The sequence below is a fragment of the Streptomyces mutomycini genome (assembly GCF_001700505.1).
Taxonomy (GTDB): Bacteria; Actinomycetota; Actinomycetes; order Streptomycetales; family Streptomycetaceae; genus Streptomyces; species Streptomyces mutomycini.
Genome location: NZ_MAPV01000154.1, coordinates 24,603 through 50,696 on the forward strand (window position 1 = coordinate 24,603; position 26,094 = coordinate 50,696).

The following is a 26,094-nucleotide window of genomic DNA, read 5'->3' on the forward strand; positions in this document are numbered from 1 at the left end:
CCTGACGGTCTGATATGCGCCGGACGGGTGATACGGGTGGGCCGGACCGGGCCTCCCGGTGCCCGCTCGTCCGCTTATTCCCCCCTCAGTGATGCCCCCATGCGTCGCCCGCGTCTCGATCGCGCCTCGATAACGCCTCGATCACGCCTCGGAGGGCACAGCGGCCTCCCGGGCCGCGTCCGGCCCCTGTCCGAGGAGAACGGCGAAGCCGTCCTCGTCGAGGACGGGCACCTTCAGCTGCATCGCCTTGTCGTACTTCGACCCCGGGTTGTCGCCCACCACCACGAAGGAGGTCTTCTTCGAGACGGATCCGGTGACCTTGGCCCCGCGGCTCTGGAGGGCGTCCTTGGCGCCGTCCCTGGTGTGTGCGGTGAGCGTGCCGGTGACGACGACGGTGAGTCCCTCCAGCGGCCGCGGCCCCTCGTCCTCACCCGCGCCCTCGTCCTCCATCCGGACCCCGGCCTCCCGCCATTTGCGCAGGATCTCCCGGTGCCAGTCCTCGGCGAACCACTGCTTGACCGAGGCCGCGATGATGGGCCCCACCCCGTCCGCCGCGGCGAGCTCCTCCTCGGACGCCTCGTCGATCCGGTCGACGGACCGGAACTGCCGGGCGAGCTCGACGGCTGCCACCGGCCCCACGTGACGGATCGAGAGCCCGGTCAGGATCCGGGCGAGCGGGGCCTGTCTGGCCGCCGCGATGCCCTCCAGCATGCCGAGGGCGTTCTTCTTCGGCTCGCCCTGCTGGTTGGCGAAGACCGTGGCGATCTTCTCCTCGCCGGTCTTCGGGTCTCGCTTGGGCAGTCCGCTGTCCGCGTCCAGGACGTACGCCCGGATCGGCAGCAGCTGCTCCACCGTCAGCCCGAAGAGGTCCCCCTCGTCCAGCAGCGGCGGCTCGGCGGGCTCCAGAGGCTTGGTCAGGGCCGCGGCGGCCACATAGCCGAAGTGGTCGATGTCGAGGCACTTACGGCCCGCGAGATAGGCCAGGCGCTCCCGCAACTGGGCCGGGCAGGAGCGGGCGTTGGGACAGCGGAGGTCGATGTCGGCCTCCTTCATGGGGCGCAGCGCCGTCCCGCACTCGGGGCACTCGGAAGGCATGACGAACTCGCGCTCGCCGCCGTCCCGCAGGTCGACGACCGGCCCGAGGATCTCCGGGATGACGTCGCCCGCCTTGCGGAGCACCACCGTGTCGCCGATGAGGACGCCCTTGGCCTTGACCACGTTCTGGTTGTGCAGGGTGGCGAATTCGACCTCCGATCCCGCCACCTCGACCGGCTCGACCTGGGCGTACGGCGTGACGCGGCCGGTGCGGCCGACTCCGACCCGGATGTTGACCAGCTTGGTGTTGACCTCCTGCGGCGCGTACTTCCAGGCGATCGCCCAGCGCGGTGCGCGTGAGGTGGCGCCCAGCCTGCCCTGGAGGGGGATCTCGTCGAGCTTGATGACGACACCGTCGATCTCGTGCTCGACGGACTGGCGGTTCTCACCGAAGTAGCTGATGAACTCCCTTGCCTCATCGAGGGAATCGACCACCTTGTTGTGCTTGGCGGTCGGCAGGCCCCACTCCCTCAGCAGGTCGTACGCCTGGGAGAGCCGGTCGATGTCGAAGCCCTCACGGGCGCCGATGCCGTGCACCACCATGTGGAGCGGACGGGTCGCGGTGACCTTGGGGTCCTTCTGCCGCAGCGATCCGGCCGCCGCGTTGCGCGGGTTGGCGAAGGGTTTGTCCCCGGCCTCGACCAGCCGGGCGTTGAGCCCCTCGAACGCCTCCATGGGGAAGAAGACCTCGCCGCGGATCTCGACGAGCGCGGGCACGCGCTCGCCCTTGAGGCGGAGCGGGATGTCGGTGATCGTGCGGACGTTGGGGGTGATGTCCTCCCCCGTGCGCCCGTCGCCGCGGGTCGCCGCGCGGGTCAGTCTGCCGTGTTCGTAGGTGAGGTTGACGGCGAGGCCGTCGACCTTGAGCTCGCACAGGAAGTGGTACGCGCCTCCGCCCACGTCCCTGGCCACGCGCTCGGCCCAGGCCGCGAGCTCGGCGTCGTCGAAGGCGTTGTCGAGGGAGAGCAGACGCTCACGGTGCTCGACGGAGGTGAATTCCGTGGTGTAGGGGCCCGCGACCTTCTGGGTCGGCGAGTCCGGTGTGCGCAGCTCCGGATGCTCGTCCTCGATGGCCTCCAGCGCCCGCATCTGGCGGTCGAACTCGGCGTCGTCGATGACCGGCTGGTCCTTCACGTAATACCGGAAGCGGTGCTCCTCGATCTGCTCGGCGAGCAGTGCGTGCTCCTCCCGCACCTCCGCCGGCACACCGGTCAGCTGCTGCGCCTGCTGTTCGCCGGCCATCGCGTGTTCCTCCGTTGCCCCGTTGACTCTTCGACCCGTTACTCAGGGTTGTCCGCGAGCGACCTCGCGGCCCGGGCGCAGTGGGCGAGCGCGGCGCGCGCGTACGCGGGTGACGCTCCCGCCAGCCCGCAGGACGGGGTGACCACGACGGACTCGCTCAGAGTCCCCGGATTCAGCCCCAGCCTGCTCCACAACGTCCTGACCTCCTTGACGCTACCGCCCGGGTCCGACAATGCGGCCGAGGCGGCGTCGAGACCGGGAATCATGCCGAGGAAGAGCTGGGTCCCGCCTTCGACGGCTTCCCCGATCGCCTCCTCCTCACGCTCGGTGATCAGGGAGAAGTCGAAGGAGACCGCGTCCGCCCCGGCGCGGCGCAGCAGCGCGAAGGGCACCTCGGGGGCGCAGGAGTGGACGACCGTCGGGCTTTCACCGTTCACCGCCAGCAGGTCGCGCAGTGCCCCCTCGACGACCTGACGGTCCACGGCACGGTAGGTGCGGTAGCCGCTCGCCGACCTGATACGCCCCTGCAGTACGGCGGTCAGGGAGGGTTCGTCGAGCTGGAGCACGACCTCGGCGCCGGGGATCCTGCGCCGTACCTCCGCGAGGTGGGAGCGCAGTCCCTCGGCCAGCGAGCCCGCCAGGTCGCGGCAGGCTCCCGGGTCGCCGAGCATGGCCTCGCCGCCCCGCAGTTCCAGTCCCGCGGCCAGGGTCCAGGGGCCGACGGCCTGGACCTTGAGCAGTCCCTCGTAGCCCTGGGTGAACTCCTCCAGGGCGTCGAGGTCCTCCCCGAGCCAGGAGCGGGCGCGGCGGGTGTCGCGGCCGGGGCGGTCGCTGATCCGCCAGCCGCTGGGCTCGACATGGCCGTACATCTCGACGAGCAGACCGACGGTCCGCCCGGTCATGTCCGCGCCGGGGCCCCGGGCGGGCAGTTCCGCCAGATACGGCATGCCCTGCCCGTCGGCGAACGACCCGGTGACGGTCTTGGCCGCCTCCCGGGCGTCTCCCCCCGGCATGGACCCGATCCCGGTGGCTGCACTCGCGCTGAACCCGCTCTTCTCGCTCACGCGGAAAGCCTACGGGCCTGACGCGGGCTCTCAGCGGCCCGGGCGGACCGTCAGGTCGTTGATCTCCGCGTCGCGCGGAAGATCCAGCGCCAGCAGGATCGTGGTGGCCACCGACTCCGGGTCGATCCAGCGCGAGGCGTCGTAGTCCTTGCCCTCCTGCTGATGGACCTTGGCCTGCATGGGGCTTGCTGTGCGGCCCGGGTAGACGGAGGTGACCCTGACGCCGTTGCCGTGCTCCTCGTGGCGCAGCGAGTCGGCGAGAGCCTTGAGCCCGTGCTTGCTCGCGGCGTACGCGCCCCATCCGGCGTGCGCCGCGAGCCCGGCGCCGGAGTTCACGAAGACGACGTGCCCCTGGCCGACACGCAGCTGCGGGAGCAGCAGCCGCGTCAGCTCGGCCGGCGAGACCAGATTGGCGTTGAGCTGGAAGTGCCAGGCCTTGGGAGTGAGGTCGCCGACCGTGCCGAGCTCGACGACGCCCGCGATGTGCAGCAGTGAGTCGAGGCGTTCGGGCATCGGCTGCTGCCCGAACGCCCACGAGAGCCGGTCGGGGTTGCCGAGGTCGCCGACGAGCGTGCGGGCCCCGGGGTGGAGCGCGGCCAGTTCCCTGGCGCGTCCCGCGTCCCGGGCGAGCAGCACGAGCTCGTCGCCGCGCTCCAGCAGACGACGGGCGACGGCCGCGCCGATGCCGGAACCGGCGCCGGTGATGAGATGAGTAGGCATGCGCTCATGCTCGCATCACCGCGGGCGGGCCGACTCCTCCGGGCGGCCCGGCGCCCCGGTCACCGCAGGCCGGCCGACTCCTCCAGGTACGCCATCGCGCCGACGCCGTCCTTGGCGAAGAAGACCAGCTCGGTCAGCGGGAGCGGCAGGAAGCCCTCGTCCTCCATGCGCTGGAACTGCTGGCGCAGGCCGTCGTAGAACCCGGCGGTGTTCAGCAGCACGACGGGCTTGGCGTGCTTGCCGTGCTTCTTCAGCTCCAGGATCTCCGTCGCCTCGTCGAGCGTCCCCGTACCGCCGACCATGATCACGACGGCGTCGGACTTCTCCAGGAGCAGCGCCTTGCGCTCGGCCAGGTCTCCGGCGATCACCATCTCGTCGGCGTTCGTCCGCGCCTTCGCCGCCAGGAAGTCCACCGACACCCCGACGAGCCTGCCGCCGGACTCCTGGACACCGTCGGCGACGACCTTCATCAGCCCGCTCTCCGACCCGCCCCAGACCAGGGTGTGTCCGCCCCTGCCCAGCAGCTCGGCGAACTCGCGCGCGGGCACGGTGTAGCGGTCGTCGAGGTCGGCGGCGGAGAGGAAGACACAGATGTTCATGCGGACACCGTACGACCGGTCCGGGGCGCGGGAAGAAACCGGCCTCCCGCACGGCTGAACCGTGTATGACCTCCACCGCAGGACACACCATCACCGTCGAACCCGCCGCCGTGCATGTGCGCGCGGTGCACGACGGGCAGGTGCTCGCCGAGAGCCACCGCCCGCTGGTGCTGCGCGAGACGGGCTGCCCCGACCGTTACTACCTGCCGCCCGAGGATGTCCGTACCGAGCTGCTGACGCCCTCGGAGACCCGTACACACTGTCCCTTCAAGGGGGACGCCTCGTACTGGTCGCTGCCCGGTGCGGCGGACCTCGTCTGGGCCTATCCGGAACCGAAGGAACAGGTCGCGGCGATCGAGGGCCACTTCTGCTTCTACGCGACCGACGTCGTATCCGGATGACCATCAGAAACTTTTCCCGGCACCGGCGATGAGTTCTGTGCGGCTCGGCGGTCCACCCTCACATGGACAAGACTCTCTCCCGTGACGGCACGTCGATCGCGTATCGCCGCCACGGCGACGGGCCGCCGGTGGTCCTGGTCGGCGGGGCCCTGAGCACCGCTGCGGACCTGGCGCCGCTGGCCGCTCTGCTGGCCCCGCGCTTCTCGGTCGTCACGTACGACCGCCGGGGCCGCGGGGAGAGCGGCGACGGCGGGCCGTACACGCCCCGCCGCGAGATCGAGGACCTGGCGGCGGTCGCGGCGGTGGCGGGTGAGCACGTCTCACTGTTCGGCATGCTGTCGGGCGGGGCACTGGCGCTGGAGGCGCAGGCCGCGGGGCTGCCCGTGGCCCTGCTCGCGGTCTACGAGCCGCCGTACACCCCGGGCACCGCCGGCCTGCTGTACAAGTCGCGCTGCACGACGCTGCTGCACCGGCTGTTGGCGAGCGGTGACAGGGGTGGCGCCGTGGAGCTGTACTTGTCCCGGACCGGAGTCCCTGAGGAGACGATCGCCCGCATGCGCCGGGCACCGCTGTGGTCAGGTCTCGAAACGGTGGCGCACACCCTCGCCTACGACGACGCCCTGCTGGGCGACGGCTCGGTGCCCGCCGGGAGACTCGCGTCCGTCACCGCGCGCACGCTGGTGGTGACCGGGGGGTTCAGCACCGCACAGGCGCGCGCGACGGCCGTGGCCCTGGCCGCCGCGGTCCCACGTGCCCGGCACCGGACCCTGACGGGCCAGAACCGTGAACTGGCACCGCATGTGATCGCACCGGTCCTGGCGGACTTCTTCGGCAAGCACGTGTTCGCACGCCAGGCGTCCTGAACCACCCCGCGCGGCCACGCCCGTACAGGGGTCGGACGTGACCGCGCGGGGCACACTCCGGTGCCTTCCCGGTTCAGGACGAGGCGAGCTGCTGCAGGCCCGTCCGCACGTCGTCGGCGGTCATCACCGGGAACATCTCGATCGTGGCGCCGAGCTGCGAGAAGAACGGCTCGGTGATGCTGGGGAGCTGCGAAGGCTCTTCCAGGTCGATGACGACGAACGCGGTACGTGCTCCACCGTGCGGCCCGAAGTACGCTGCCTCCGGCCGCAGCCGCTCCAGCGCGGATTGCATGAACTGCGCCATCTCGTTGTTGTCGATCATCCGGCTGGCCTTCTGCGTGTCCATGTGGATCACGAGCATCGTCCTCATGAGCGGCCCCGTTTCTCTCGGCGGCGGGCCGCTTCAGTGTTGGAGCTGTGCGACCGGCATGCACCCGGGCCGCGCCATTCGGGGGACGGGTACGGACGGGCGGGGCTTCATGGCCCTGCCGACCGGGAGCATGGCACCGAGGCGGTCATCGCCCCGGCTCTTCGGCCCAGGGGGTCAGCCGGACGCCACGGCCCTCTCCTTGCGCACCGTCGTCGCGATGGTGGCCGAGCCCACGACCCGCGTGCCGTCGTACAGCACGACGGCCTGGCCCGGGGCCACGCCCCGCACGGGCTCGGCGAAGGTGACGGTCAGGGTGCCGTCCACCAGCTCCGCCGTCACCTCGGTCTCGCCGCCGTGGGCACGGAGCTGCGCCGTGTACGTCCCGGGCCCGGACGGGGCGGTGCCGCACCAGCGGGGCTTGATGGCGGTGAGGGCGGTGACGTCGAGGGCCTCCACCGGGCCGACCGTGACCGTGTTGTTCACCGGGGAGATGTCCAGGACGTAGCGCGGCTTGCCGTCAGGGGCGGGGTGCCCGATGCGCAGCCCCTTGCGCTGGCCGATGGTGAAGCCGAACACGCCCTCGTGGGTGCCCACCTTCGACCCCGACTCGTCGAGGATGTCGCCCTCCGCCGGGCCGCCGAGGCGGCCCGCCAGGAAGCCCTGGGTGTCGCCGTCCGCGATGAAGCAGATGTCGTGGCTGTCGGGCTTCTTGGCGACCGCCAGGCCCCGGCGCTCGGCCTCGGCCCTGATCTCGTCCTTGGTGGTGAGGGTGTCGCCGAGCGGGAACATGGCATGGGCGAGCTGCTTCTCGTCCAGGACGCCGAGGACGTAGCTCTGGTCCTTGGCCATGTCCGAGGCGCGGTGCATCTCCCGGGTGCCGTCCTCGTTCAGCACGACGGTGGCGTAGTGGCCGGTGCAGACGGCGTCGAAGCCGAGGGCCAGCGCCTTGTCGAGCAGGGCGGCGAACTTGATCTTCTCGTTGCACCGCAGGCAGGGGTTGGGCGTGCGCCCGGCCTCGTACTCCGCGACGAAGTCGTCCACGACGTCCTCACGGAAGCGTTCCGCGAGGTCCCAGACGTAGAACGGGATACCGATGACGTCCGCCGCACGGCGGGCGTCCCGGGAGTCCTCGATGGTGCAACAGCCGCGCGCGCCCGTACGGAAGGACTGCGGGTTCGCGGAGAGGGCGAGGTGCACACCGGTCACGTCGTGGCCTGCCTCGGCGGCTCGTGCCGCCGCGACGGCGGAGTCGACTCCGCCGGACATGGCGGCGAGCACACGGAGGGGGCGCTGGGAGGTCTGAGTCATAGCTCATCCAGAGTACGGGGCGCCGGGAACCGAATGCTCGCGGATATGCGTTGAGCAGCACATGGGGAACAACGGGAGTGCCGGATCGCCGGGGAAAGGTCCTGGCCGCGGCATCAGCCGGCGCACGCTGCTGATCGGCGGCGGGGTCGCCGCGGCGGGCACGGCCGCCTTGGCCGTGGACGACGTCCGGCGGGTCTGGTGGCGGATGCCGGGTGTGGAGAAGCCGCGCAAAGAAGGTGAGCTCGACTACACCCCGGCGCGCTGGATCGCGGCCTCCGAGGGGAACTGGCGGCGGGCCGACCGCCCCGACGACTTCGGCGTGGACCGGGTGATCATCCACGTCACCCAGGGCAGTTACGCCAGCGCGGTCAAGGTCTTCCAGGACCCGGCGCACCAGGCGGCGACGCACTACATCGTCGGGCAGAACGGCCGGGTGACGCAGATGATCCGGGAGCTCGACGTGGCGTACCACGCGGGCAACCGCTCGTTCAACGAGCGCAGCGTCGGCATCGAGCACGAAGGCTTCGTGGACCGCCCGCAGGACTTCACGGCGGAGATGTACGAGTCCTCCGCGCGGCTGACGGCGGCGATATGCAAGCGGTACGGGATTCCGGTGGACCGCGAGCACATCATCGGGCACGTCGAGGTGCCCGGCACGGACCACACCGACCCCGGACCGCACTGGGACTGGACCCGCTACATGAAGCTGGTCCGCGCGGCGTCCACGGCGGCGGCCGAGGGGGCGCAGGCTAGCTGAGCCCAGCCGTCCTGGCCCGCTCGACCGCGGGGCCGATCGCCCGGGCGAGCTCCTCGACGTCCTGGCCCGTCGAGGTGTGGCCCAGCGAGAAGCGCAGCGTGCCCCGGGCCAGCGCGGGGTCGGTGCCGGTGGCCAGCAGCACGTGACTGGGCTGGGCGATGCCCGCGGTGCACGCCGAACCGGTGGAGCACTCGATGCCCTGGGCGTCGAGCAGCAGGAGGAGGGAGTCGCCCTCGCAGCCGGGGAAGGTGAAGTGGGCGTTGGCGGGAAGCCGTCCGCCGGGGGCCGGGTCGCCACCGAGAAGGGCGTCGGGGACGGCCTTCAGCACGGCGCCCGCCAGCTCGTCCCGGAGTGCACCGATGCTGCGGGCGAAGTTCTCGCGACCGTCGGCGGCGTGCCGTCCGGCCACGGCGAACGCGGCCACGGCGGGTACGTCGAGCGTGCCGGAGCGCACGTGCCGCTCCTGGCCGCCGCCGTGCAGGACGGGTACGGGACTCTGGTCACGGCCGAGCAGCAGAGCGCCGATACCGAACGGCCCGCCGATCTTGTGCGCGCTGACCGTCATGGCGGCCAGCCCGGAGCGGGCGAAGTCGACCTCCAGCTGCCCGAACGCCTGCACGGCGTCGGAATGCATGGGGACGCCGAACTCACTTGCCACCTCGGCGAGTTCACGTATCGGCATGATGGTGCCGATCTCGTTGTTCGCCCACATCACTGTGACCAGCGCGACGTCGTCGGGGTTGCGGACGAGCGCCTCGCGCAGCGCGTCAGGGTGCACACGTCCGTACGAGTCGACCGGGAGGTAGTCGACGGTGGCGCCCTCGTGCTCGGCGAGCCAGTCCACGGCGTCCAGGACGGCGTGGTGCTCCACCGGGCTGGCGAGGACCCGGGTGCGGCGTGGGTCGGCGTCGCGGCGGGCCCAGTAGAGGCCCTTCACGGCGAGGTTGTCGGCCTCGGTGCCGCCGGAGGTCAGGACCACCTCGCTGGGGCGTGCTCCGAGCGCGTCGGCGAGGGTCTCTCTGGACTCCTCGACGGTACGGCGGGCCCGGCGGCCGGCGGCGTGCAGTGAGGACGCGTTGCCGGTGACGGCGAGCTGCGCGGTCATCGCCGCGATCGCCTCCGGCAGCATCGGCGTGGTCGCGGCGTGGTCGAGGTAGGCCATGGTGGTGACGATTCTACGAGCCCGTGGAGCGGCGCGTGCCGGGCGCATGGCGCCACGAGCCGCGCGGCCGCTCCAGGACCGGCCGCGCGGGCAGCGCCGGCCCTGCCGGACAGGCACCGGCCGCACTGCCGATCCCGTCCCACACGCCCGCACCGTCCCCTGTGCCACGCCTGTACCGTTCACGGGAAATCTGACCAGTGGATACTGGGGCGGAAGCGTTTCCGGAAGATCACTCCTGGAGTTCACCGCGCAGGAGCCCGCGTCACGGACCACAGGCACGAACCACAGGGACGGCCACTCGATGAGCCCCAAGCAGCGTCGCGGCGAGGTCACTTCCGATCTGCTTCTGGACGCCGCGCTGCGCGTGTTCGTCGAATCGGGCGAGCAGGGCCTCACGGTCAGCGCAGTCGTCCGGACCAGTGGCGTCAGCCTGGGCAGCCTCTACCACCACTTCGGCAGCCTCGACGGCCTGATCGGCGCCCTCAGCCACCGCTGGCTGAACAGGCTGCTGAGCGAGCTGACGAAGGCCCTGCAGGGCGCGGAAACGGCGCGCGCGGGCATCGCCGGGGCCGTAGGGGCGTATCTGCACTTCGTCCAGGAGCACCGCGGGCCCGCCCTGCTCCTGCACTCGCCCCTCGCCGACCGCAAGGGCATGGCACGCGGCAGGGAGTTCCGTGACGCCCAGGAGGCCAGGGTCTCGGAAGTGGGCCTCTGGATCCAGCTCGGCATCGATTCCGGGGAGCTCGCTCCGCTCCCGCCGCCCCTGATCGAGTCCCTGGTCATGGGCCCCGTCGTCGCCGTCGCCCGCCGGGTGCTGTCGGGCATCGACGACGTCGGCCTCGACGAGGCAGCGCGTCTGCTGCCGGAGCAGATCTGGCGGTCGGTTCGCGCGTAGGTTCGCGCGCGGGCGCCGGCCCGTGCGGCGGCAGGCGCGGGGTCAGCCGGTCAGGCTCCAGGAGACCGTTCCGTTGCTCGTGACCAGGACGGCGAGGACCACCAGGTCGGCGACGCCGAGCGCCAGGCCCAGGAGGGCGCGACCCCTGCGGGTGGTGGAGCGGGCGAGGGCGACGATCGCCATGACGATGGCGACCGGGCCGAGCAGGATGTTCATCACCAGGAGGCCGAGCAGGCCGAGCACGAACGAGGCGACGGCCAGCCCGTCGGCCTCCCGGGCGTCGGAGCGGACCTCGCGCGGTGCGGTGCGTGCGGTGCGTGCAGTGGTGAGTGTCATCGTGCGGCTCCTTCGTCAGCGGGTGCGGTGGGAGAGGCGTTCACGGACACCGAAGAGCGCCAGCCAGAGGCCGATCACGGCCGCGGCGGCCAGGACCACGGGGAGCGGGAGGTGTGCGACCGCTCCGAGGACGACCCCCAGCAGGAGCAGGGCGGCGACGAGGACGAACATGTCCGGCCTTTCTGCGAGCTTTGAGAGCACAACTGTTCACTGACTTTTGAGTCTAGACCCTTCATCCCTTCCAGGGCTCGGAGAACGGTTGTTTACTGAATGGCATGAGTCACACCATCGGCATCCGCCAGGCCCAGAAGCTGAAGACGCGTCAGGCACTGCTCGACGCGGCCCTGGAGCTGCTGGAGCACCAGAGCCTCAGCAGCCTGGGCCTGCGCGAGGTGACACGGGCCGCGGGCGTGACCCCGACGGCCTTCTACCGGCACTTCGACGGCACGGCGGCACTGGGCGTCGCCCTCGTCGAGGAGACCCTGGGGAGCCTGCACGGCATGATCGGCGCGATCCTCGCCGACACCGGGGACAGCGAGGAGCGGCTCGACCGGAGCGTCGGGCTGATAGCCCGTCACGTCACGGCGCAGCCGGCCCACTTCCGCTTCATCGCCCGTGAGCAGCACGGCGGTGTCGGGCAGGTCCGCGCGGCCATCGCCGCACAGTTGCGCGGCTTCGCGGAGGAGGTCGCCCACGTCCTCGGCTCGGAGCCGGAGTCGGCGGGCTGGGACCGGGACGACCTGCTGATGCTGGGCGGGCTGTACGTCGACCACATGGTGCTCACGGCATCGGCACTGCTGGACGCCGGCCCGGAGGGCGAACGGGAGGTCGTCCGGGTGGCACGGCGCAGGCTCCGCCTGGTCACGCTCGGCCGGACCCACTGGCTGGACAGGCCGTAGGGTCCGGCACCATCGGCGACCGGGGGCGCCTCGGCGTCCCGGCGCCTCGGCGTCCCGGCAGAGAGTGCGTACGGAGACTTCGAGGCGCTCGGCCGGCCTGCCGGCGGGAGTCAGCCGCGGGGGGCGCGGGCCAGCTGGCGGGACTGCGCGACGAGACGGCCGGCGCTGTCCCAGACGTCCGCGTCCTCCTCCAGGAAACCGCCCGCGAGGTTGCGGGTGGTGATGGAGACACGCAGCGGCCCGGGGGCCGGGCGGCAGCGGATGTGGGTGGTGAGCTCGATGGTGGGCGTCCAGCCCTTCAGACCGAGCTCGAAGGAGGTCGGCGGCAGGGCGTCCACGGTGAGGAGCAGCGAGAGCGGGTCCGCGTCACGTCCGTCCGCGAGACCGAACCAGCCCCGCATCTCGCCCTTGCCGGACGGTGCGCCGACGGCCCAGCCGACCGTCGCGGGGTCGAGCTTGATGTCCAGCCGTTCGGTGATCGCGGAGCTGCCCGGGATCGCCGGGGCCCCGTCGCTCGTCCCGAGGCACTCCTCCAGGGGCGGCATGGCCGGCGGCTCCGCCGAGGTACGGATCTCGCCGGTCAGGCCGTCAAGGTCGCCGTAGGTGGCCAGCACCCGGATGCGTTCGACCTCCGCGCCGTCCTCCGCGAACTGGAAGAGCGAGGCCTGGCCGGTGGAGAGCGTGCGGCCGGTGCGGACGACCTGGGTGCGGATCACGGCAGGTCCGGGGACGGAGGCCGTGAGGTAGTGCGCGGAGACGGAGAAGGGGTCGGAGTGCGGGAGCGCCTCGCCGAGCGCGCGTCCGAGCATGGCGAGCAGATAGCCGCCGTTGACCGCGTGGATGATCGTCCAGCCCGCGGAGAGTTCCGCGTCGTAGACACCCTCCTCGCGGAGAGTGACCGCGGTGTCGCGGTCGAACTCGCTGTCACCGATGGTCGCCTGTACTGCGTGCGACTCCTGCGCTGCTGCCTGTGCCATGGCCTGCACGCTACACCGATCGTATTACTGAGCGGTAGCTTTTTGTTGCCGTCAGATGACGGACGGGCTCTCCTCGGCCGTCGCCGAGCGCCTGTTGTACGCGCGCGGGGCCCGCCAGTGGAAGCGCATGGCCAGCAGGCGCAGGACGAACGCCGTGACCACGGCCGTGCCGCTGGTGTAGGCGTTGAGCACCTCGAAGCGGATACAGAGCACCACCGTCACGGCCCCGACGATCGCGGGCACGGCGTACAGATCGCGGTCCCAGCGCAGCAGCGAGGGAACCTCGTTGGCCAGAACGTCACGCAGGACACCGCCGCCGACCGCGGTGGCCAGCCCGAGGGCGGCGGACGAGGTGAGGCCGAGGCCGTACTCGTAGGCCTTGATCGTTCCCGATACGCAGAAGAGGCCGAGCCCCGCCGCGTCGAAGACGTTGACGCCGACCTGGATCCGCTCCACGTGCGGGTGCAGGAAAAAGACCAGGCCGGCGGCGAGCAGCGGAGTCAGGAAGTAGCCGAGATCGGTGAAGGCCGCCGGAGGGATCGCGCCGATCATCACGTCACGGAAGATCCCTCCGCCCAGCGCTGTCACCTCGGCGAGGACCGCGATGCCGAAGACATCGAAGTTCTTGCGTACGGCGAGCAGGGCGCCCGAGATCGCGAAGACGAAGATTCCGACGATGTCGAGTGCATGCTGGACGGAGGGGGTGAAGAGTTCGTTGAGCACCGGGCAATTGTGCCGGTACTACTCCTTCGGCTTGCCCTCCGCACCCGTGGACGGTGCGGCGGAGCCGTCGCCCTCGTCGTCGGTGGCGGGCACGGCGGACTTCTCCGGCCCTTCCGACGCCACGGAACCGGGCGCCTCCGGGGACGCGTCCGGCCCGCCGGGCTCGTCACTCGCGACCGGCGCGACCGGCTCGGCCACCGGCTCGGCGACCGGCTCAGCGGCACCCGCGGACTTCACCGTGATGACGTCCGCGACGAGCGGCGCGTCCCCCGGTGCCTGGTCCTCGCCGTTCTCCGGGTGGTGGCACGCCACCTGGTGCCCGGTCTTCAGCTGGAGCAGCGGCGGCTCAGTCGTCTTGCAGACCTGCGTCGCCTTCCAGCACCGGGTGTGGAAACGGCAGCCGGTCGGCGGCGAGATCGGCGACGGCACATCGCCCTTGAGCAGGATGCGCTCGCTCTTGGCACCGCGCCGGCGCGGGTCGGGCACCGGCACCGCGGACATCAGCGCCGTGGTGTACGGGTGCATGGGCGCCTCGTACAGCGAGTTGCGGTCCGCGAGCTCGACGATCTTGCCGAGGTACATGACCGCGATCCGGTCCGAGACATGGCGGATGACCGACAGGTCGTGCGCGATGATCATGTACGTGAGCCCGAGCTCGTCCTGGAGGTCGTCCAGCAGGTTCACCACCTGCGCCTGGATCGACACGTCCAGCGCCGAGACCGGCTCGTCCGCGACGACGAGCTTCGGCTTCAGTGCGAGCGCCCGCGCGATGCCGATGCGCTGGCGCTGGCCGCCGGAGAACTCGTGCGGATAGCGGTTGTAGTGCTCGGGGTTGAGCCCCACCAGTTCCAGCAGCCGCTGGACCTCCGCCTTCACACCGCCCTCGGGCTTGACGCCCTGGAGCCGGAACGGGGTGCCGACGATCCCGCCGACCGTGTGGCGCGGGTTCAGCGAGCCGTACGGGTCCTGGAAGATCATCTGGATGTCACGGCGCATCGGCCGCAGCCGCCCCGCGGACATGTGGGTGATGTCGCGGCCCTGGAACTCGACCTTGCCGCCGGTCGGCTCCAGGAGCCGGGTCACGAGCCGGCCCATGGTCGACTTGCCGCAGCCCGACTCGCCGACGACACCGAGGGTCTCCCCGGGACGCACGTCGAAGGTCAGCCCGTCCACCGCCTGGACCGCGCCGACCTTGCGCTTCAGCACGCCCTTGGTGATCGGGAAGTGCTTGACCAGTCCTTCGACCTTGAGGAGCGGCTCGGACCCGGACCCGTCCGACCCGGCCGCGGCGGGCGCGGGAGTCTTCTTGTCTCGATCAGTCACAGCTTCGGCGCAATCTCTTCGGTCCAGATCCGGTCGCGCTTCTCACGCGACATGTGGCACGCGGAGTAGTGCCCGTCGCTGACCTGTTGCAGCTCCGGACGCTCGGTACGGGTGATGTTGTCCGGCGGGACGTCGGCGTACGGGCAGCGCGGGTGGAAGGCGCAGCCCGACGGGACGTTGATGAGGCTGGGTGGCGAGCCCTTGACCGGGATGAGCCGCTCGGTCTGCTCCCGGTCGATGCGCGGCATCGAGCCGAGCAGGCCCCAGGTGTAGGGGTGCTGGGGCTCGTAGAACACCTTCTCGGCGCTGCCGCGCTCGATGCAGCGTCCCGCGTACATGACGAGCAGGTTGTCCGCGATCTCGGCGACGACACCGAGGTCGTGGGTGATCATGACGACCGCGGAGCCGAACTCCTTCTGCAGGTCGCGGATGAGGTCGAGGATCTGCGCCTGGACGGTGACGTCGAGGGCGGTCGTCGGCTCGTCGGCGATGAGCAGCTGCGGGTTGTTGACCAGGGCCATCGCGATCATGGCGCGCTGGCGCATACCGCCGGAGAACTGGTGCGGATAGTCCTCGTACCGGCGGTGCGGCTCGGGGATACCCACGCGGTCGAGCATCTCGATCGCGCGCTTCTTCGCGGTCTTCTTGTCGACCTTGTTGTGGACCCGGTGGGCCTCCACGATCTGCGCGCCGATGGTGTAGTACGGGTGCAGGGCGGACAGCGGGTCCTGGAAGATCATGGCCATCTTCTGGCCGCGCAGCCGGCGTACCCGCTCGGGGCCGGCGCCGATGAGCTCCTCGCCGTCGAGCCAGATCTCACCGCCGATCCGTGCGCGCTCCGAGGTGTGCAGCCCCATGATGCCCAGGGAGGTCACGGACTTGCCGGAGCCGGACTCGCCGACGATGCCGAGGGTCTGGCCGGCCTTCAGGTCGAAGCTGACGCCGTCGACGGACTTGACCAGACCGTCGTCGGTGTCGAAGTGGACGCTGAGGTTGCGTACCGACAGGAATTCCTTGTCGTCACCGGCGCGCGGGGCCGGGACGGCGGCCGCAGCCGGGGAGTCCTTCTTGATTGCGTCGCTCATGAGAGCCTCACCCGGGGGTCGATCGCGGCGTACACGAGGTCCACCAGCAGGTTGCAGATGACGATGAAGAAGGCGGCGACCAGGGTCACGCCCATCACCTTGGGCAGGTCGGCGGTGGTCACACCCTGGATGGCGAACGCACCCAGCCCCTGGAAGGAGAAGACCCGTTCGGTGATGACCGCGCCGCCGAGCAGCAGCGCGAAGTCCATGCCGAAGATCGTGACGAGCGGGGTGAGCGCCGAGCGCAGCCCGTGTTTGACGACCACCTTGCGTTCCTTGAGGCCCTTGGCCCGCGCGGTTCTGATGTAGTCCTCACCCATCGTCTCCAGCATCCCGGCCCGGGTGAGCCGGGCGTAGAGCGCGGAGTACAGCAGGGCCAGGGTGCACCAGGGCAGGACCAGGCTGCTCGCCCACGCGACCGGATCGTCGGCGAACGGGACGTACTCACCGTTGCCGAACAGCGCCAGGACGACGAGACCGGTGAAGAACATGGGGAGCGAGACGCCCGCGAGAGCGACGCCCATGGAGACGCGGTCGAAGAACGAGCCCCGCTTCAGAGCCGAGAGGACGCCGATCGCGACACCGGAGATGACCCAGATGACCGCGGCACCGACGGCCAGCGACAGCGTGACCGGGACACGGTCCACGAGCTGCGGCCAGATCTCGGTGTGGGTCTTGAAGGAGTAACCGAAGCACGGGGCGCTGCAGGTGACGGGGTCGGGGCCGAACTGGTAGTCGGCGCCGACGACGATGCCCTTGACGAAGTTCCAGTACTGAAGGTACAGGGGCTGGTCGAGCCCCAGGTTCTTCTTGACCGCGGCGATGACGTCGGGGTCGGGACTCTTGCCGACGTACTGGGCGGCCATCGAGTCGAGTGTCTGCCCGCCGAGGCGGGGCACGAGGAAGAAGATCGCGAACGTGACTGCGCTGACCACCAGCAGCAGCAACACCGCGGCGAATACGCGTCGGATGATGTACGCAGCCACAGCCGTGCGGCGCCGGGCGGGCGGACGGGGTACGCCCGCCGGCCCGGCGCCTTCACCTGCCTTTCAAGGGATGCTGTCGATGAACAGGTGTTACTTGCTGGACGTCATCAGCACGTAGTCGTACATGCCGAGGTACGCGTCCGTGACCGTGACGTTCGCCGCGGAGTCCGGGCGGTAGAGCAGGTTCTTGCGGTAGACGAGGGGAACGAGCGAAGCGCTCTCCATGACCTTCTGGTCGACCTCGCCCCAGGCGGCGTTGCGCTCCGTGGTGTCCACGGTGCCGATGCCCTTGACGAGGGCCTCGTTGACGCCCTTGTCGTCGAGCTCCATGAGGTTCGTGCCACCGGACGGCTTGATCGCCGAGCCGTTCACGATCTGGTCCAGGAAGCCGAAGCCGGTGGGCCAGTCGGCGCCCCACTGCATCATCATCATGCCCGCGTTGTTCTTGTGGACCCACTCGGGGACACCCGCGAAGTCCGTGAAGTACTTGTCCGACGGGAACTGCTTGATCTCGGCGGTGATACCGATCGCCTTCAGGCTGCCCTGGAGCTGCGTGGCGGCGGTGATCTCGTCAGGACGGTCGGAGCGGGCCGTCAGCGTGGTCTTGAAGCCCTTGGGCTTACCGCACTTGGTCAGGTGCTCCTTCGCCTTGGCGACGTCACCCTTGCTGCCCTCGGTCGGGTACAGGTCGAACTTCTTGTATCCGGCGACGGTCGGCGGGATGACCGTGCTGGCCGGGTCGCCCTTGACCGAGCCACCGATCGAGTCGATGAGGCTCTGCTTGTCGACGGCGTACTGGACGGCCTTGCGGCAGTCGATGTTGTCGAACGGCTTCACGTTGACGTTCAGTGCCATGTACTGCAGGGCACCGGCGTACGGGTTGTCCGTCTTCGCCTTCTCCGCGGCCTTGACCAGGACCTTCGGCTGGGTCTTGGACTGCAGACCCGTACCGGCGATGTCCGCGGTGCTGACGTCGTTGAGGAGGTGGTCGTCGACCGTGGTGGGGTTGACGTTGAGCTTCAGCTCGACCTTGTCCGGCAGTGCCTTGCGGATCGGGTCCGTCTTCGGGTCCCACTCCGGGTTGCGGACGAGGGTCGCGCCCTTGCTCTCGTCGTACGCCGAGAACTTGTACGGGCCCGAGGAGACCATCTTCTGGACGTAGCTGGCACCCGTGTCGGACTTCTTCGGGACCGGAGCGGTCTGCGAGAAGGCGGCGAGGTAGTCCATGTCCGCGAACGGCTTGTTCAGCTTGAAGACGATCGTGTGGTCGTCCGGCGTCTCGATGGACTTGAGACCCTCGGCCGACTTGTCCTTGTACGGGCCCTTGTACTTGTCGCCGCCCTCGAGGTACGCCTTGAAGTACGTCGGGCCGTTGGAGAGTGCCTCCGGCGCGAAGTTGGAGCGCTCGACGGCGTACTTGACGTCCTTCGAGGTGATCTCGGTGCCGTCCTCGAACTTCACGCCCTTGCGGAGCGTGTACGTCCAGGTCTTGGCGTCCTCGCTGGCCTTGCCGAGGCCGGTGGCGAGGTCGGGGACGACCTCCAGGCTCTCCTTGCCGGCGGCCGGCTTGAAGGTCACCAGGGAACGGGCGTACAGGCGGGAGAAGTTCTGCACCCAGCCGTAGTACGTGTTACCCGGGTCCAGGGAGTCCGGGCCACTGGAGTGCTCGTACGTGACCGTCCCCCCCTTCTTGTCGGTCGGGTTGACGATGGCAGACATCGCCGCGTCAGCCTTGGCGTTGCCCCCACCGCCGTTGCTGTCACCGCCCGATTCGCTGCCGCTGCACGCCGATGCGCCGAGCGAAACCGCTACGGCCACGGCTATCGCCGCTGCTGTCTTTCTGTTCTGCATGCTGAGGAAAGCCCCCTCGCTAGTCCGGTGCGGCACTGCCGCGATTACTTGCCACGAGGGTCGAGTGCGTCGCGCAGCCCGTCCCCCAGCAGATTGAAGGCCAGCACGGTGATGAAGATCGCCATGCCGGGGATGACCATGAACATCGGGTCCACCTCGTAGAGGTCGACCGCCTGCGTGAGCATGCCGCCCCACGACGCCTGCGGCGGAGCGATACCGACGCCGAGGAAGGACAGGGATGCCTCGAAGAGGATGTTCGTGGGGATCAGCAGCGTCGCGTACACGAGGATCGGCGCGATCAGGTTGGGCAGCAGTTCGCGGAAGAGGATGAACGGTCCGCGTGCGCCCAGCGACCTGGCGGCCTCGACGAACTCGCGCTCACGCAGCGACAGGGTCTGCGCGCGGACGATGCGGCCGATGTAGGGCCAGCTGAAGAAACCGATCACGAAGATCAGGACCGCGATCCGCAGCGTGAGCCCCTGCATTCCGAACGCTTCACCCTGCAGGGAGGCGGAGATGGAGATCGCGAAGAGCAGCAGCGGGAAGGCGAGGAAGGTGTCCATCATCCGGCTGATGAAGCTGTCCACCCAGCCACCGTAGAACCCGGCCACGACACCCATCACGACGCCGATGACGACGGAGAGCAGCGTGGAGCCGACGGCCACCACGAGGGAGACCCAGGAGCCTTCGAGGATGCGCGCCAGGATGTCTCGCCCGGTCTGCGGTTCGACTCCGAGGGGGTGGTCCCAGCTGATTCCGCCGAGGGCGCCCTTGGGTGCCAGCAGGACGGGGTCGACCAGGCTCTGGTTGAACGCGTTGGGGTCGAGCCCGAGGAGCGACTGGAGCGGCTTGGACAGCACCGCCGTGAGGATGAGCAGCACGACAACGATGCCACCGGCCATCGCAGCCTTGTCCCGCTTGAAGCGCGTCCAGGCGATGCGGCCGAGCGAACGGCCCTCGATCTCCTTGCGCCCGGCGCCTTCCAGCACCGTTTCGGGCCGCGCGTCCGCCCCGGTGGTCTCGATCGGTGCCGTCATTGCGCTGGAGACCCCTCTCGGCCGACGGTGGCCGGCCTGTGACCGCCGCTGTAGCGGCTCTTACAAAACATGACAGGTGTGACCATGTACGACCGAACCGACCCTGTTTGAAAGAGGGTTTCTCCGGGCATGGAGGACCTGCTGTAGGGAGTCTTCAACCACTTTGCGATCACCCGCCAGACCTGACGGGGAATGTTTGCTCAAACGTGATGCTGCCAAGGGGCTTCCGTTATCCGGACAGCTGTGCTTTCTGAGCGGACCTCTCGGTCACTAATCCCCGATACCGGACATGGCGCACAACTGATCAGAACTGATCACCAATCACCCCTCGGCGACCGGCGTCGGCTGACGGGCCCTCAGTACGCCTGCGGGGCCGTACCGGTCGCCGGCGGGTAGCCGTAACCGGGAGCCGCGGGGGCCGGGGCGTGTGCCTCGCGGTCGTAGAACGGCCTGGAGTTGGCGTTGAGCCACATGGCGACCGGGTCGTACTCGTCGGACAACGAGACCGTGGAGACGGGCAGTCCGTCGGGAACCACACCGATCGACTGCTGCATCATCGCGCGGACCGCGTCGACGGACGGCCGGCCCGTGTCGTAGAGGTCGAGCCCGATAGCGAGGTACGGGACACCGAGCGCGGGCTGCACCCAGGCGCGGCGCAGCGCGCGGACGGCCGGGGTGCGGTGGGCGTTCTGCGACAGCAGGGCGTAGAACTGCGGGATCGGGATGGCGGGTTCGGAGAGCCTCAGCGGCCCCGCGGGCATCCGGTCGAGTCCGGTGGCGATGCGGCGCAGGTCCAGCCAGGGGATACCCACACCGCCGTCGGGGGCGTGCGGGTTCAGCCAGATGCCCCAGCGGTCGGGGAAGAGGGCGCGGGCGATGTCGCGGCCCGTGGTCACCTCGTGGGCCCTGTTCCACCCGCTGGCCGAGAGCTCCTGGGCCGAGGTCACGCACGGGGCGTAACCCAGGCCCTCGACCTCCATGTTGCCGTACTGGGCCTCGGGGGAGCCCGCCGTGCCGTGCCAGAGCAGCATCCAGACCTGTCCGTCCGCGAGGGACCGCAGCAGCGCCTCGTAGGCGTCGAGGCGCCCGGGGGTCACTTGGCGCAGCATGTGCTCGACTTGCCCGGCCGCCGCGGTGCCTGACGCACTCACCCTGGGTCCCGCCCCTCTTCGATCCGCTGTTCCGCATGCTTCACGGTGCTTGTCGTGCCACTCCCGGGCACACGGGGCGGCCTCGTCATCCAACCAGCTTATGCGCCGCCCCTGACACCGGCTCGACGCCACGTGACAGGAGGGCTTTTGCCCTCAGTGCCCGTCGCGCCGGTAGAACGGGCGCACTTTCTCCAGCATCCAGTCGCCGACCGGGTCCTGGGCGACGTCGAGCAGGAGGAGGTTGACCGGCCAGGGAACCTGGACCTGCCCCAGCGCGCGGCCCAGGGCGTCCATCGGCGCGCTCTGCCCCGCGGCCTCCGGCACGGCGAACTCGACGCCGACGAAGAGGACCGGGCTGTCGCCCTCGATGCTGGCCAGCGCCCGGCGCGCGGTGCCCACCACACCGGACTCCTGGAACTCGGCGGACACCGCTGAGAGGAAGTCCACGGGGTCCTCCTTCCAGTCCGGTTCGTACAGCCGCACCCGGCCACCGCTCGCGGGGCCGTCCAGCGGGGTGCGCCCTGCCCGGCAGAGCTCGGCGACGGCCGGGGGCGGCAGAGGGACCCCGACGGCACCGCCCGGGTTGACGGCTATCCCGAGCTGCGGGGGCAGCCCCCGGGCGAACTCGCGTGCGGGTGCGACGGTGAAGGAGAGATGCGAACCGACGCACTGCAGGAACTGCGCCTCGGAGCTGAACACGGGGACGTACGCGCCGCCGCCGATGTCGACCGTCGGCAGGTCGAGGTCCGCGCTGTCGGGGCCGCCGCCGTTCGGCAGGGGCACCCAGACATGACTGCGGCCGAGCACCTCGACCAGCCGTCCGCCCGCCCCGGCTACGCCCAGCGAGGCGCTGAGCACTTCCTCGAGCTCGTTGGCCGGCCATCCCTGCGACGGATACGACGGTGCCTGCGCCTGAGCCGGAATGTCCACGTGTCTGTGTCCCTTTCTCGCCATGCTGTGCGGCAGAAACCTTAGACCGGCTCGGGCCGCGAGGGCAGTGCCGCAGGCTGGAGCGTCGTCCGGGCCCACCGGACCGTCCAGATTCCGGACAGCCTGCCGGAGGGGCGCGAACTGTGCGTATGCGAACGGTGACGCCCGCGACCGAGCCCGGGGAACCCCTACGGGACCACTCGCGGCTACTCGCGCGGGATCCGTGCCTCCGGGAACGAGATCCGTCCGATCGCCGCCGCCGTCTCCCGGTCGAGCAGCACCGCCGAGGAACACCCCGGCGGCAGCAGACCGCTCTCGGTGTCGCGCAGCAGCCGGCCGACCGCACGCCTGTGCCGGGCGAACGCGTATCCGGACACGCCGCGCCCCCGCTCGCGCTGCCCCTGCCTGGCCACCAGGGGGGTCACGTCGAGCAGGAGGAGGTGGAGGGCAGTGCCCCGGCGTCCGGCCTCACGCGCCAGCCAGCGCCGCACCCAGGCCTGCGTGCCGCAGTCGTGCACGACGACCGATGCGCCCGACCGCAGAGCCCGCCACAGCCCCGCGTAGTGCGCGGCGCGCACCAGGGGCCGGTACACCGCGTACGGGAGTAATCCGGGCAGGGCGGCCTCCCAGCGGTCCCTGGTGTCCTGGGAGTCGATCGCGTGTTCCTCGACCGCGCGCCGGATCAGCGTGGACTTACCGCTGCCGGGCAGCCCGGAGACCACCACCACGTCACCCGCCGCGAAGTCCAGGCCGTCCGGCCCGCCCCCACCCCGCAGATCACGCACCACCGGAGCGTGCCCGCCCGTCGCCTCCCGGGCGGGCACGCCCGGCTGCTGGGGCATCGCACCGCTTGCCGCCCCCGCGGTAGTCGCGTAGCGCTGCAACGTCATCGCCTTCCCCCTGCCGATTCCACCCACTGACCTGCCCATGAAGTGTAAAGAAAAGGTAATGCGGCACAACCGCTTCCGTCCGCACGTGTCGCGTCCGGCGCCGGTGCGGCCGGGGCGCCCCACTCTCCCCCAATGCGTGCGATGATGACCCCGCCAACTGCATACCGGCCGTTTGAATCCGCGCGGGAGAGTCCCGGTCACTGTGTGCGCCGGGCGCCGAAGGAGCAAGTTCCTCCCTTGAATCTCTCAGGCCCCGTACCGCGTGGATGAGGCAGATCTGAAAAGCGGGCCGCTCCGCGGTCCCACCCAAGGTGCAAGCCGACCCTGACAGGGCTGACCCGGTCAGGACCCTTTCAGGGGCTCTCGGCGAACCTCTCAGGTTCCGATGACAGATGGGGAGGGATCAACCCTCTGTCGTCATGCCCTGGAGCCAAGTCCATGAGCACTGCCCCGAGCGCCGCCCCCCGACTCACCGCCCTCGACGCCCTGCACCGGTCGCTGGGCGCCACCATGACCGACTTCGCCGGCTGGGACATGCCGCTGCGGTACGCCAGCGAGCGCGACGAGCACAACGCCGTACGCACCCGGGCCGGTCTCTTCGACCTGTCGCACATGGGCGAGATCACCGTCACCGGCCCGCAGGCGGCGGCCTTCCTGAACTACGCGCTGGTCGGCAACATCGCCACCGTGGGCGTGGGCCGGGCCCGCTACACGATGATCGTCGCGGAGGACGGCGGGATCCTCGACGACCTGATCGTCTACCGGCTGGCGGACGCGGAGTACATGGTCGTCGCCAACGCGGGCAACGCCCAGCTGGTCCTCGACACCCTCACCGAGCGCGCCGGGGGCTTCGACACCGAGGTGCGGGACGACCGCGAGGCCTACGCGCTGATCGCCGTACAGGGCCCCGACTCCCCCGCCGTACTGAAGTCGGTCACTGACGCCGATCTGGACGGACTGAAGTACTACGCCGGGCTCCCCGGCACGGTCGCCGGAGTCCCCGCGCTGATCGCCCGCACCGGCTACACCGGCGAGGACGGCTTCGAGCTCTTCGTGGCCCCGGGCCACGCCGAGCAGCTGTGGAAGGCACTGACCGAGGCCGGCGCGCCGTACGGCCTGATCCCCTGCGGTCTCTCCTGCCGTGACACGCTCCGCCTGGAGGCGGGCATGCCGCTGTACGGGCACGAGCTGACCACCGCGCTGACGCCGTTCGACGCGGGCCTGGGCAGGGTCGTGAAGTTCGAGAAGGAGGGCGACTTCGTCGGGCGCGAGGCGCTGTCCGCCGCGGCCGCCCGCGCGGAGACCGCCCCGCCCCGCAAGCTCGTCGGCCTGGTCGCCGGGGGTCGCCGGGTGCCGCGCGCGGGCTTCTCCGTCGTCGTCGGCGGGGAGGTCGTCGGCGAGGTCACCTCCGGTGCCCCGTCGCCCACCCTGGGCAAGCCGATCGCCATGGCCTACGTGGACGCGGCGCACGCCACGCCCGGCACCGAGGGTGTCGGGGTCGACATCCGGGGCACGCACGAGCCGTACGAGGTCGTGGCGCTGCCGTTCTACAAGCGCCGTAAGTGACGCCGTGAGCGTCACGGAGCGCCCCGCACGTGACGCATTCGTGTCTCACACCGTAAGACCACCGTTCATCAGCACTCCCCCGCGTACAGGAGAATTCAGGTCATGAGCAACCCCCAGCAGCTGCGGTACAGCAAGGAGCACGAGTGGCTGTCGGCCCTCGAGGACGGCGTGGCCACGATCGGCATCACCGAGTTCGCGGCCAACGCGCTCGGTGACGTCGTCTACGCCCAGCTCCCGGAGGTCGGTGACACGGTGACCGCGGGCGAGACCTGCGGTGAGCTGGAGTCGACCAAGTCGGTCAGCGACCTGTACTCGCCGGTGACCGGCGAGGTGACCGCGGCCAACCAGGACGTCGTGGACGACCCGTCGCTGGTGAACTCCGCCCCCTTCGAGGGCGGCTGGCTGTTCAAGGTGCGCGTCGCGGAGGAGCCGAAGGATCTTCTCTCCGCCGACGAGTACAACGCGTTCTCCGGCAACTGAGACCCTAGGGACCCACTGATGTCGCTTCTCAACTCCTCCCTCCACGAGCTGGACCCGGACGTCGCCGCCGCCGTCGACGCCGAGCTCCACCGCCAGCAGTCCACCCTCGAGATGATCGCCTCGGAGAACTTCGCTCCGGTCGCGGTCATGGAGGCGCAGGGCTCCGTCCTCACCAACAAGTACGCCGAGGGCTACCCCGGCCGCCGCTACTACGGTGGCTGCGAGCACGTCGACGTGGTCGAGCAGATCGCGATCGACCGCATCAAGGCGCTCTTCGGTGCCGAGGCCGCGAACGTCCAGCCGCACTCCGGTGCGCAGGCCAACGCCGCCGCGATGTTCGCGCTGCTGAAGCCGGGCGACACGATCATGGGTCTCAACCTGGCCCACGGCGGTCACCTGACCCACGGCATGAAGATCAACTTCTCCGGCAAGCTCTACAACGTGGTCCCGTACCACGTCGACGACACCGGTGTCGTGGACATGGCCGAGGTCGAGCGCCTCGCCAAGGAGTCGAAGCCGAAGCTCATCGTGGCCGGCTGGTCCGCCTACCCCCGTCAGCTGGACTTCGCCGCCTTCCGCCGTGTCGCGGACGAGGTCGGCGCCTACCTGATGGTCGACATGGCGCACTTCGCGGGCCTGGTGGCCGCGGGTCTGCACCCCAACCCGGTGCCGCACGCCCACGTCGTCACCACCACCACGCACAAGACCCTCGGTGGCCCGCGCGGCGGTGTGATCCTGTCGACGCAGGAGCTCGCCAAGAAGATCAACTCGGCGGTCTTCCCCGGTCAGCAGGGTGGCCCGCTGGAGCACGTGATCGCGGCCAAGGCCGTCTCCTTCAAGATCGCGGCGACCGACGAGTTCAAGGAGCGCCAGCAGCGCACCCTGGACGGCGCCCGCATCCTCGCCGAGCGCCTGGTGCAGCCGGACGTCACCGAGGTGGGCGTATCCGTCCTCTCCGGCGGCACTGACGTCCACCTGGTCCTGGTCGACCTGCGCAACTCCGAGCTGGACGGGCAGCAGGCCGAGGACCGGCTCCACGAGCTGGGCATCACGGTCAACCGGAACGCCATCCCGAACGACCCGCGGCCCCCGATGGTCACCTCCGGCCTGCGCATCGGTACGCCGGCCCTGGCCACCCGCGGCTTCCAGGCCGAGGACTTCACGGAGGTCGCCGAGATCATCGCGGCCGCGCTGAAGCCCGCGTACGACGCCGACGACCTCAAGGCCCGCGTCACCGCGCTGGCCGAGAAGTTCCCGCTGTACCCCGGCGTCAAGTAGTCACCCGCAGTTTGCACACAGGGTGGGGGCACCGCGCACACTGAACACAGTGAGCCCGGTGCCCCCACCCTGTGTGCAAACTGCGGGTGACTACTTGACGCCGGGG

The 26,094-nt window shown here is 70.2% G+C and carries 27 protein-coding genes and 1 riboswitch; of the genes, 8 read left to right on the top strand and 19 right to left on the bottom strand.

Going from position 1 to position 26,094, the window contains the following annotated elements; translation table 11 throughout:
* Positions 1-141: 141 nt before the first annotated feature.
* Genes ligA through BFF76_RS21820 form a run of 4 tightly spaced genes read right to left on the bottom strand, consistent with a single transcriptional unit; the run spans position 142 to position 4,720 of the window.
* The gene (gene ligA / locus BFF76_RS21805; RefSeq protein ID WP_031091613.1) at positions 142-2,337 is read right to left on the bottom strand and encodes an NAD-dependent DNA ligase LigA; all 2,196 of its coding nucleotides are present in this window, start codon (positions 2,335-2,337) and stop codon (positions 142-144) included.
* Between the two features lie 38 nt (positions 2,338-2,375).
* Positions 2,376-3,401: a methionine synthase gene (locus tag BFF76_RS21810; RefSeq protein ID WP_053929775.1), complete on the bottom strand. Its 1,026-nt coding sequence runs from the start codon at positions 3,399-3,401 to the stop codon at positions 2,376-2,378.
* A gap of 30 nt (positions 3,402-3,431) precedes the next feature.
* On the bottom strand, positions 3,432-4,121 hold the full coding sequence (locus BFF76_RS21815; RefSeq protein WP_031091609.1) for an SDR family oxidoreductase: 690 nt from the start codon (positions 4,119-4,121) through the stop codon (positions 3,432-3,434).
* Between the two features lie 59 nt (positions 4,122-4,180).
* Entirely contained in the window at positions 4,181-4,720 is a 540-nt protein-coding gene (locus tag BFF76_RS21820; RefSeq protein WP_031091608.1) for an LOG family protein, read from the bottom strand.
* Positions 4,721-4,785: 65 nt separating this feature from the next.
* Here BFF76_RS21820 and BFF76_RS21825 point away from each other — a divergent pair, with 65 nt between their 5' ends.
* Both BFF76_RS21825 and BFF76_RS21830 read left to right on the top strand, forming a co-directional pair.
* Positions 4,786-5,121 (top strand): DUF427 domain-containing protein, encoded by a 336-nt coding sequence (locus BFF76_RS21825; RefSeq protein WP_031091607.1) that lies wholly within the window; start codon positions 4,786-4,788, stop codon positions 5,119-5,121.
* A 62-nt stretch (positions 5,122-5,183) separates the two neighbouring features.
* Complete coding sequence (locus BFF76_RS21830) at positions 5,184-5,984, top strand: alpha/beta fold hydrolase (protein ID WP_065848887.1); 801 nt, start codon at positions 5,184-5,186, stop codon at positions 5,982-5,984.
* A gap of 73 nt (positions 5,985-6,057) precedes the next feature.
* Here BFF76_RS21830 and BFF76_RS21835 read toward each other — a convergent pair whose 3' ends face one another.
* Both BFF76_RS21835 and mnmA read right to left on the bottom strand, forming a co-directional pair.
* Entirely contained in the window at positions 6,058-6,354 is a 297-nt protein-coding gene (locus tag BFF76_RS21835) for a DUF3303 family protein (RefSeq protein ID WP_031091606.1), read from the bottom strand.
* Positions 6,355-6,528: 174 nt separating this feature from the next.
* On the bottom strand, positions 6,529-7,662 hold the full coding sequence (mnmA, locus tag BFF76_RS21840; RefSeq protein ID WP_065848888.1) for a tRNA 2-thiouridine(34) synthase MnmA: 1,134 nt from the start codon (positions 7,660-7,662) through the stop codon (positions 6,529-6,531).
* Positions 7,663-7,723: 61 nt separating this feature from the next.
* Here mnmA and BFF76_RS21845 point away from each other — a divergent pair, with 61 nt between their 5' ends.
* Positions 7,724-8,419, top strand: a complete 696-nt coding sequence (locus BFF76_RS21845; RefSeq protein WP_031091604.1) for an N-acetylmuramoyl-L-alanine amidase — start codon at positions 7,724-7,726, stop codon at positions 8,417-8,419.
* Here BFF76_RS21845 and BFF76_RS21850 read toward each other — a convergent pair.
* On the bottom strand, positions 8,412-9,581 hold the full coding sequence (locus tag BFF76_RS21850; protein WP_053929778.1) for a cysteine desulfurase family protein: 1,170 nt from the start codon (positions 9,579-9,581) through the stop codon (positions 8,412-8,414). The genes BFF76_RS21845 and BFF76_RS21850 overlap by 8 nt on opposite strands.
* A 301-nt stretch (positions 9,582-9,882) precedes the next feature.
* On the opposite strand from BFF76_RS21850, the gene BFF76_RS21855 reads away from it, so the two are divergent.
* A complete protein-coding gene (locus BFF76_RS21855) occupies positions 9,883-10,476 on the top strand; it encodes a TetR/AcrR family transcriptional regulator (RefSeq protein WP_031091602.1) in 594 nt (197 codons plus the stop codon).
* A gap of 42 nt (positions 10,477-10,518) precedes the next feature.
* On the opposite strand, the gene BFF76_RS21860 is transcribed toward BFF76_RS21855, so the two are convergent.
* Positions 10,519-10,812, bottom strand: coding sequence for a hypothetical protein (locus tag BFF76_RS21860; protein ID WP_031091601.1), 294 nt, complete (start codon positions 10,810-10,812; stop codon positions 10,519-10,521).
* Positions 10,813-10,827: 15 nt separating this feature from the next.
* Positions 10,828-10,983: a hypothetical protein gene (locus BFF76_RS33050; protein ID WP_031091600.1), complete on the bottom strand. Its 156-nt coding sequence runs from the start codon at positions 10,981-10,983 to the stop codon at positions 10,828-10,830.
* A gap of 104 nt (positions 10,984-11,087) precedes the next feature.
* Between BFF76_RS33050 and BFF76_RS21865 the strand changes: the two genes are divergently transcribed.
* Positions 11,088-11,711, top strand: coding sequence for a TetR family transcriptional regulator (locus tag BFF76_RS21865; RefSeq protein WP_031091599.1), 624 nt, complete (start codon positions 11,088-11,090; stop codon positions 11,709-11,711).
* A 110-nt stretch (positions 11,712-11,821) separates the two neighbouring features.
* Here the strand turns inward: BFF76_RS21865 and BFF76_RS21870 are convergent, their stop codons facing one another.
* The 10 genes from BFF76_RS21870 to BFF76_RS21915 form a co-directional block, all read right to left on the bottom strand.
* Entirely contained in the window at positions 11,822-12,688 is an 867-nt protein-coding gene (locus BFF76_RS21870; RefSeq protein WP_053929786.1) for a thioesterase family protein, read from the bottom strand.
* Positions 12,689-12,739: 51 nt separating this feature from the next.
* Entirely contained in the window at positions 12,740-13,411 is a 672-nt protein-coding gene (locus BFF76_RS21875; protein WP_031091597.1) for a trimeric intracellular cation channel family protein, read from the bottom strand.
* A gap of 18 nt (positions 13,412-13,429) precedes the next feature.
* On the bottom strand, positions 13,430-14,734 hold the full coding sequence (locus tag BFF76_RS21880; protein WP_065848889.1) for an ABC transporter ATP-binding protein: 1,305 nt from the start codon (positions 14,732-14,734) through the stop codon (positions 13,430-13,432).
* Entirely contained in the window at positions 14,731-15,819 is a 1,089-nt protein-coding gene (locus BFF76_RS21885; RefSeq protein WP_031091595.1) for an ABC transporter ATP-binding protein, read from the bottom strand. The genes BFF76_RS21880 and BFF76_RS21885 overlap by 4 nt, the downstream gene beginning before the upstream one ends.
* Positions 15,816-16,805 carry an ABC transporter permease gene (locus tag BFF76_RS21890; protein WP_031091594.1) on the bottom strand — a complete coding sequence of 330 codons (990 nt, stop codon included), beginning with the start codon at positions 16,803-16,805 and terminating at the stop codon, positions 15,816-15,818. The genes BFF76_RS21885 and BFF76_RS21890 overlap by 4 nt, the downstream gene beginning before the upstream one ends.
* Before the next feature lie 90 nt (positions 16,806-16,895).
* Entirely contained in the window at positions 16,896-18,656 is a 1,761-nt protein-coding gene (locus BFF76_RS21895; RefSeq protein WP_031091593.1) for an ABC transporter substrate-binding protein, read from the bottom strand.
* 44 nt (positions 18,657-18,700) lie between these two features.
* Positions 18,701-19,693, bottom strand: a complete 993-nt coding sequence (locus BFF76_RS21900) for an ABC transporter permease (protein ID WP_031091592.1) — start codon at positions 19,691-19,693, stop codon at positions 18,701-18,703.
* 356 nt (positions 19,694-20,049) lie between these two features.
* On the bottom strand, positions 20,050-20,844 hold the full coding sequence (locus BFF76_RS21905; protein ID WP_053929782.1) for an enhanced serine sensitivity protein SseB C-terminal domain-containing protein: 795 nt from the start codon (positions 20,842-20,844) through the stop codon (positions 20,050-20,052).
* Between the two features lie 153 nt (positions 20,845-20,997).
* A complete protein-coding gene (locus BFF76_RS21910; protein WP_053929783.1) occupies positions 20,998-21,774 on the bottom strand; it encodes an enhanced serine sensitivity protein SseB in 777 nt (258 codons plus the stop codon).
* Positions 21,775-21,980: 206 nt separating this feature from the next.
* Complete coding sequence (locus tag BFF76_RS21915) at positions 21,981-22,664, bottom strand: AAA family ATPase (RefSeq protein ID WP_031091589.1); 684 nt, start codon at positions 22,662-22,664, stop codon at positions 21,981-21,983.
* Positions 22,665-22,837: 173 nt separating this feature from the next.
* A riboswitch (glycine riboswitch) is annotated at positions 22,838-22,935 on the top strand.
* Between the two features lie 167 nt (positions 22,936-23,102).
* Here BFF76_RS21915 and gcvT point away from each other — a divergent pair.
* The 3 genes from gcvT to glyA all read left to right on the top strand — a co-directional run bounded on the left by gcvT (position 23,103) and on the right by glyA (position 25,988).
* Positions 23,103-24,230, top strand: a complete 1,128-nt coding sequence (gcvT, locus tag BFF76_RS21920; RefSeq protein ID WP_065848890.1) for a glycine cleavage system aminomethyltransferase GcvT — start codon at positions 23,103-23,105, stop codon at positions 24,228-24,230.
* 102 nt (positions 24,231-24,332) lie between these two features.
* Positions 24,333-24,710, top strand: coding sequence for a glycine cleavage system protein GcvH (gcvH, locus tag BFF76_RS21925; protein WP_031091587.1), 378 nt, complete (start codon positions 24,333-24,335; stop codon positions 24,708-24,710).
* Positions 24,711-24,728: 18 nt separating this feature from the next.
* Positions 24,729-25,988, top strand: a complete 1,260-nt coding sequence (glyA, locus tag BFF76_RS21930) for a serine hydroxymethyltransferase (RefSeq protein ID WP_031091586.1) — start codon at positions 24,729-24,731, stop codon at positions 25,986-25,988.
* The last annotated feature ends 106 nt before the right edge of the window (positions 25,989-26,094 follow it).

Excerpts from the sequence above, each read along its gene's own strand:
- BFF76_RS21815 (WP_031091609.1), bottom strand. The coding sequence starts at position 4,121 with ATGCCTACTCATCTCATCACCGGCGCCGGTTCCGGCATCGGCGCGGCC.
- BFF76_RS21860 (WP_031091601.1), bottom strand. The coding sequence starts at position 10,812 with ATGACACTCACCACTGCACGCACCGCACGCACCGCACCGCGCGAGGTC.
- BFF76_RS21830 (WP_065848887.1), top strand. The coding sequence starts at position 5,184 with ATGGACAAGACTCTCTCCCGTGACGGCACGTCGATCGCGTATCGCCGC.
- BFF76_RS21835 (WP_031091606.1), bottom strand. The coding sequence starts at position 6,354 with ATGAGGACGATGCTCGTGATCCACATGGACACGCAGAAGGCCAGCCGG.
- ligA (WP_031091613.1), bottom strand. The coding sequence starts at position 2,337 with ATGGCCGGCGAACAGCAGGCGCAGCAGCTGACCGGTGTGCCGGCGGAG.
- BFF76_RS21855 (WP_031091602.1), top strand. The coding sequence starts at position 9,883 with ATGAGCCCCAAGCAGCGTCGCGGCGAGGTCACTTCCGATCTGCTTCTG.
- gcvT (WP_065848890.1), top strand. The coding sequence starts at position 23,103 with ATGAGCACTGCCCCGAGCGCCGCCCCCCGACTCACCGCCCTCGACGCC.
- mnmA (WP_065848888.1), bottom strand. The coding sequence starts at position 7,662 with ATGACTCAGACCTCCCAGCGCCCCCTCCGTGTGCTCGCCGCCATGTCC.
- gcvH (WP_031091587.1), top strand. The coding sequence starts at position 24,333 with ATGAGCAACCCCCAGCAGCTGCGGTACAGCAAGGAGCACGAGTGGCTG.
- BFF76_RS21885 (WP_031091595.1), bottom strand. The coding sequence starts at position 15,819 with ATGAGCGACGCAATCAAGAAGGACTCCCCGGCTGCGGCCGCCGTCCCG.
- BFF76_RS21845 (WP_031091604.1), top strand. The coding sequence starts at position 7,724 with ATGGGGAACAACGGGAGTGCCGGATCGCCGGGGAAAGGTCCTGGCCGC.
- BFF76_RS21820 (WP_031091608.1), bottom strand. The coding sequence starts at position 4,720 with ATGAACATCTGTGTCTTCCTCTCCGCCGCCGACCTCGACGACCGCTAC.
- BFF76_RS21895 (WP_031091593.1), bottom strand. The coding sequence starts at position 18,656 with ATGCAGAACAGAAAGACAGCAGCGGCGATAGCCGTGGCCGTAGCGGTT.
- BFF76_RS21900 (WP_031091592.1), bottom strand. The coding sequence starts at position 19,693 with ATGACGGCACCGATCGAGACCACCGGGGCGGACGCGCGGCCCGAAACG.
- BFF76_RS33050 (WP_031091600.1), bottom strand. The coding sequence starts at position 10,983 with ATGTTCGTCCTCGTCGCCGCCCTGCTCCTGCTGGGGGTCGTCCTCGGA.
- BFF76_RS21870 (WP_053929786.1), bottom strand. The coding sequence starts at position 12,688 with ATGGCACAGGCAGCAGCGCAGGAGTCGCACGCAGTACAGGCGACCATC.
- BFF76_RS21865 (WP_031091599.1), top strand. The coding sequence starts at position 11,088 with ATGAGTCACACCATCGGCATCCGCCAGGCCCAGAAGCTGAAGACGCGT.
- BFF76_RS21915 (WP_031091589.1), bottom strand. The coding sequence starts at position 22,664 with ATGACGTTGCAGCGCTACGCGACTACCGCGGGGGCGGCAAGCGGTGCG.
- glyA (WP_031091586.1), top strand. The coding sequence starts at position 24,729 with ATGTCGCTTCTCAACTCCTCCCTCCACGAGCTGGACCCGGACGTCGCC.
- BFF76_RS21825 (WP_031091607.1), top strand. The coding sequence starts at position 4,786 with ATGACCTCCACCGCAGGACACACCATCACCGTCGAACCCGCCGCCGTG.
- BFF76_RS21850 (WP_053929778.1), bottom strand. The coding sequence starts at position 9,581 with ATGGCCTACCTCGACCACGCCGCGACCACGCCGATGCTGCCGGAGGCG.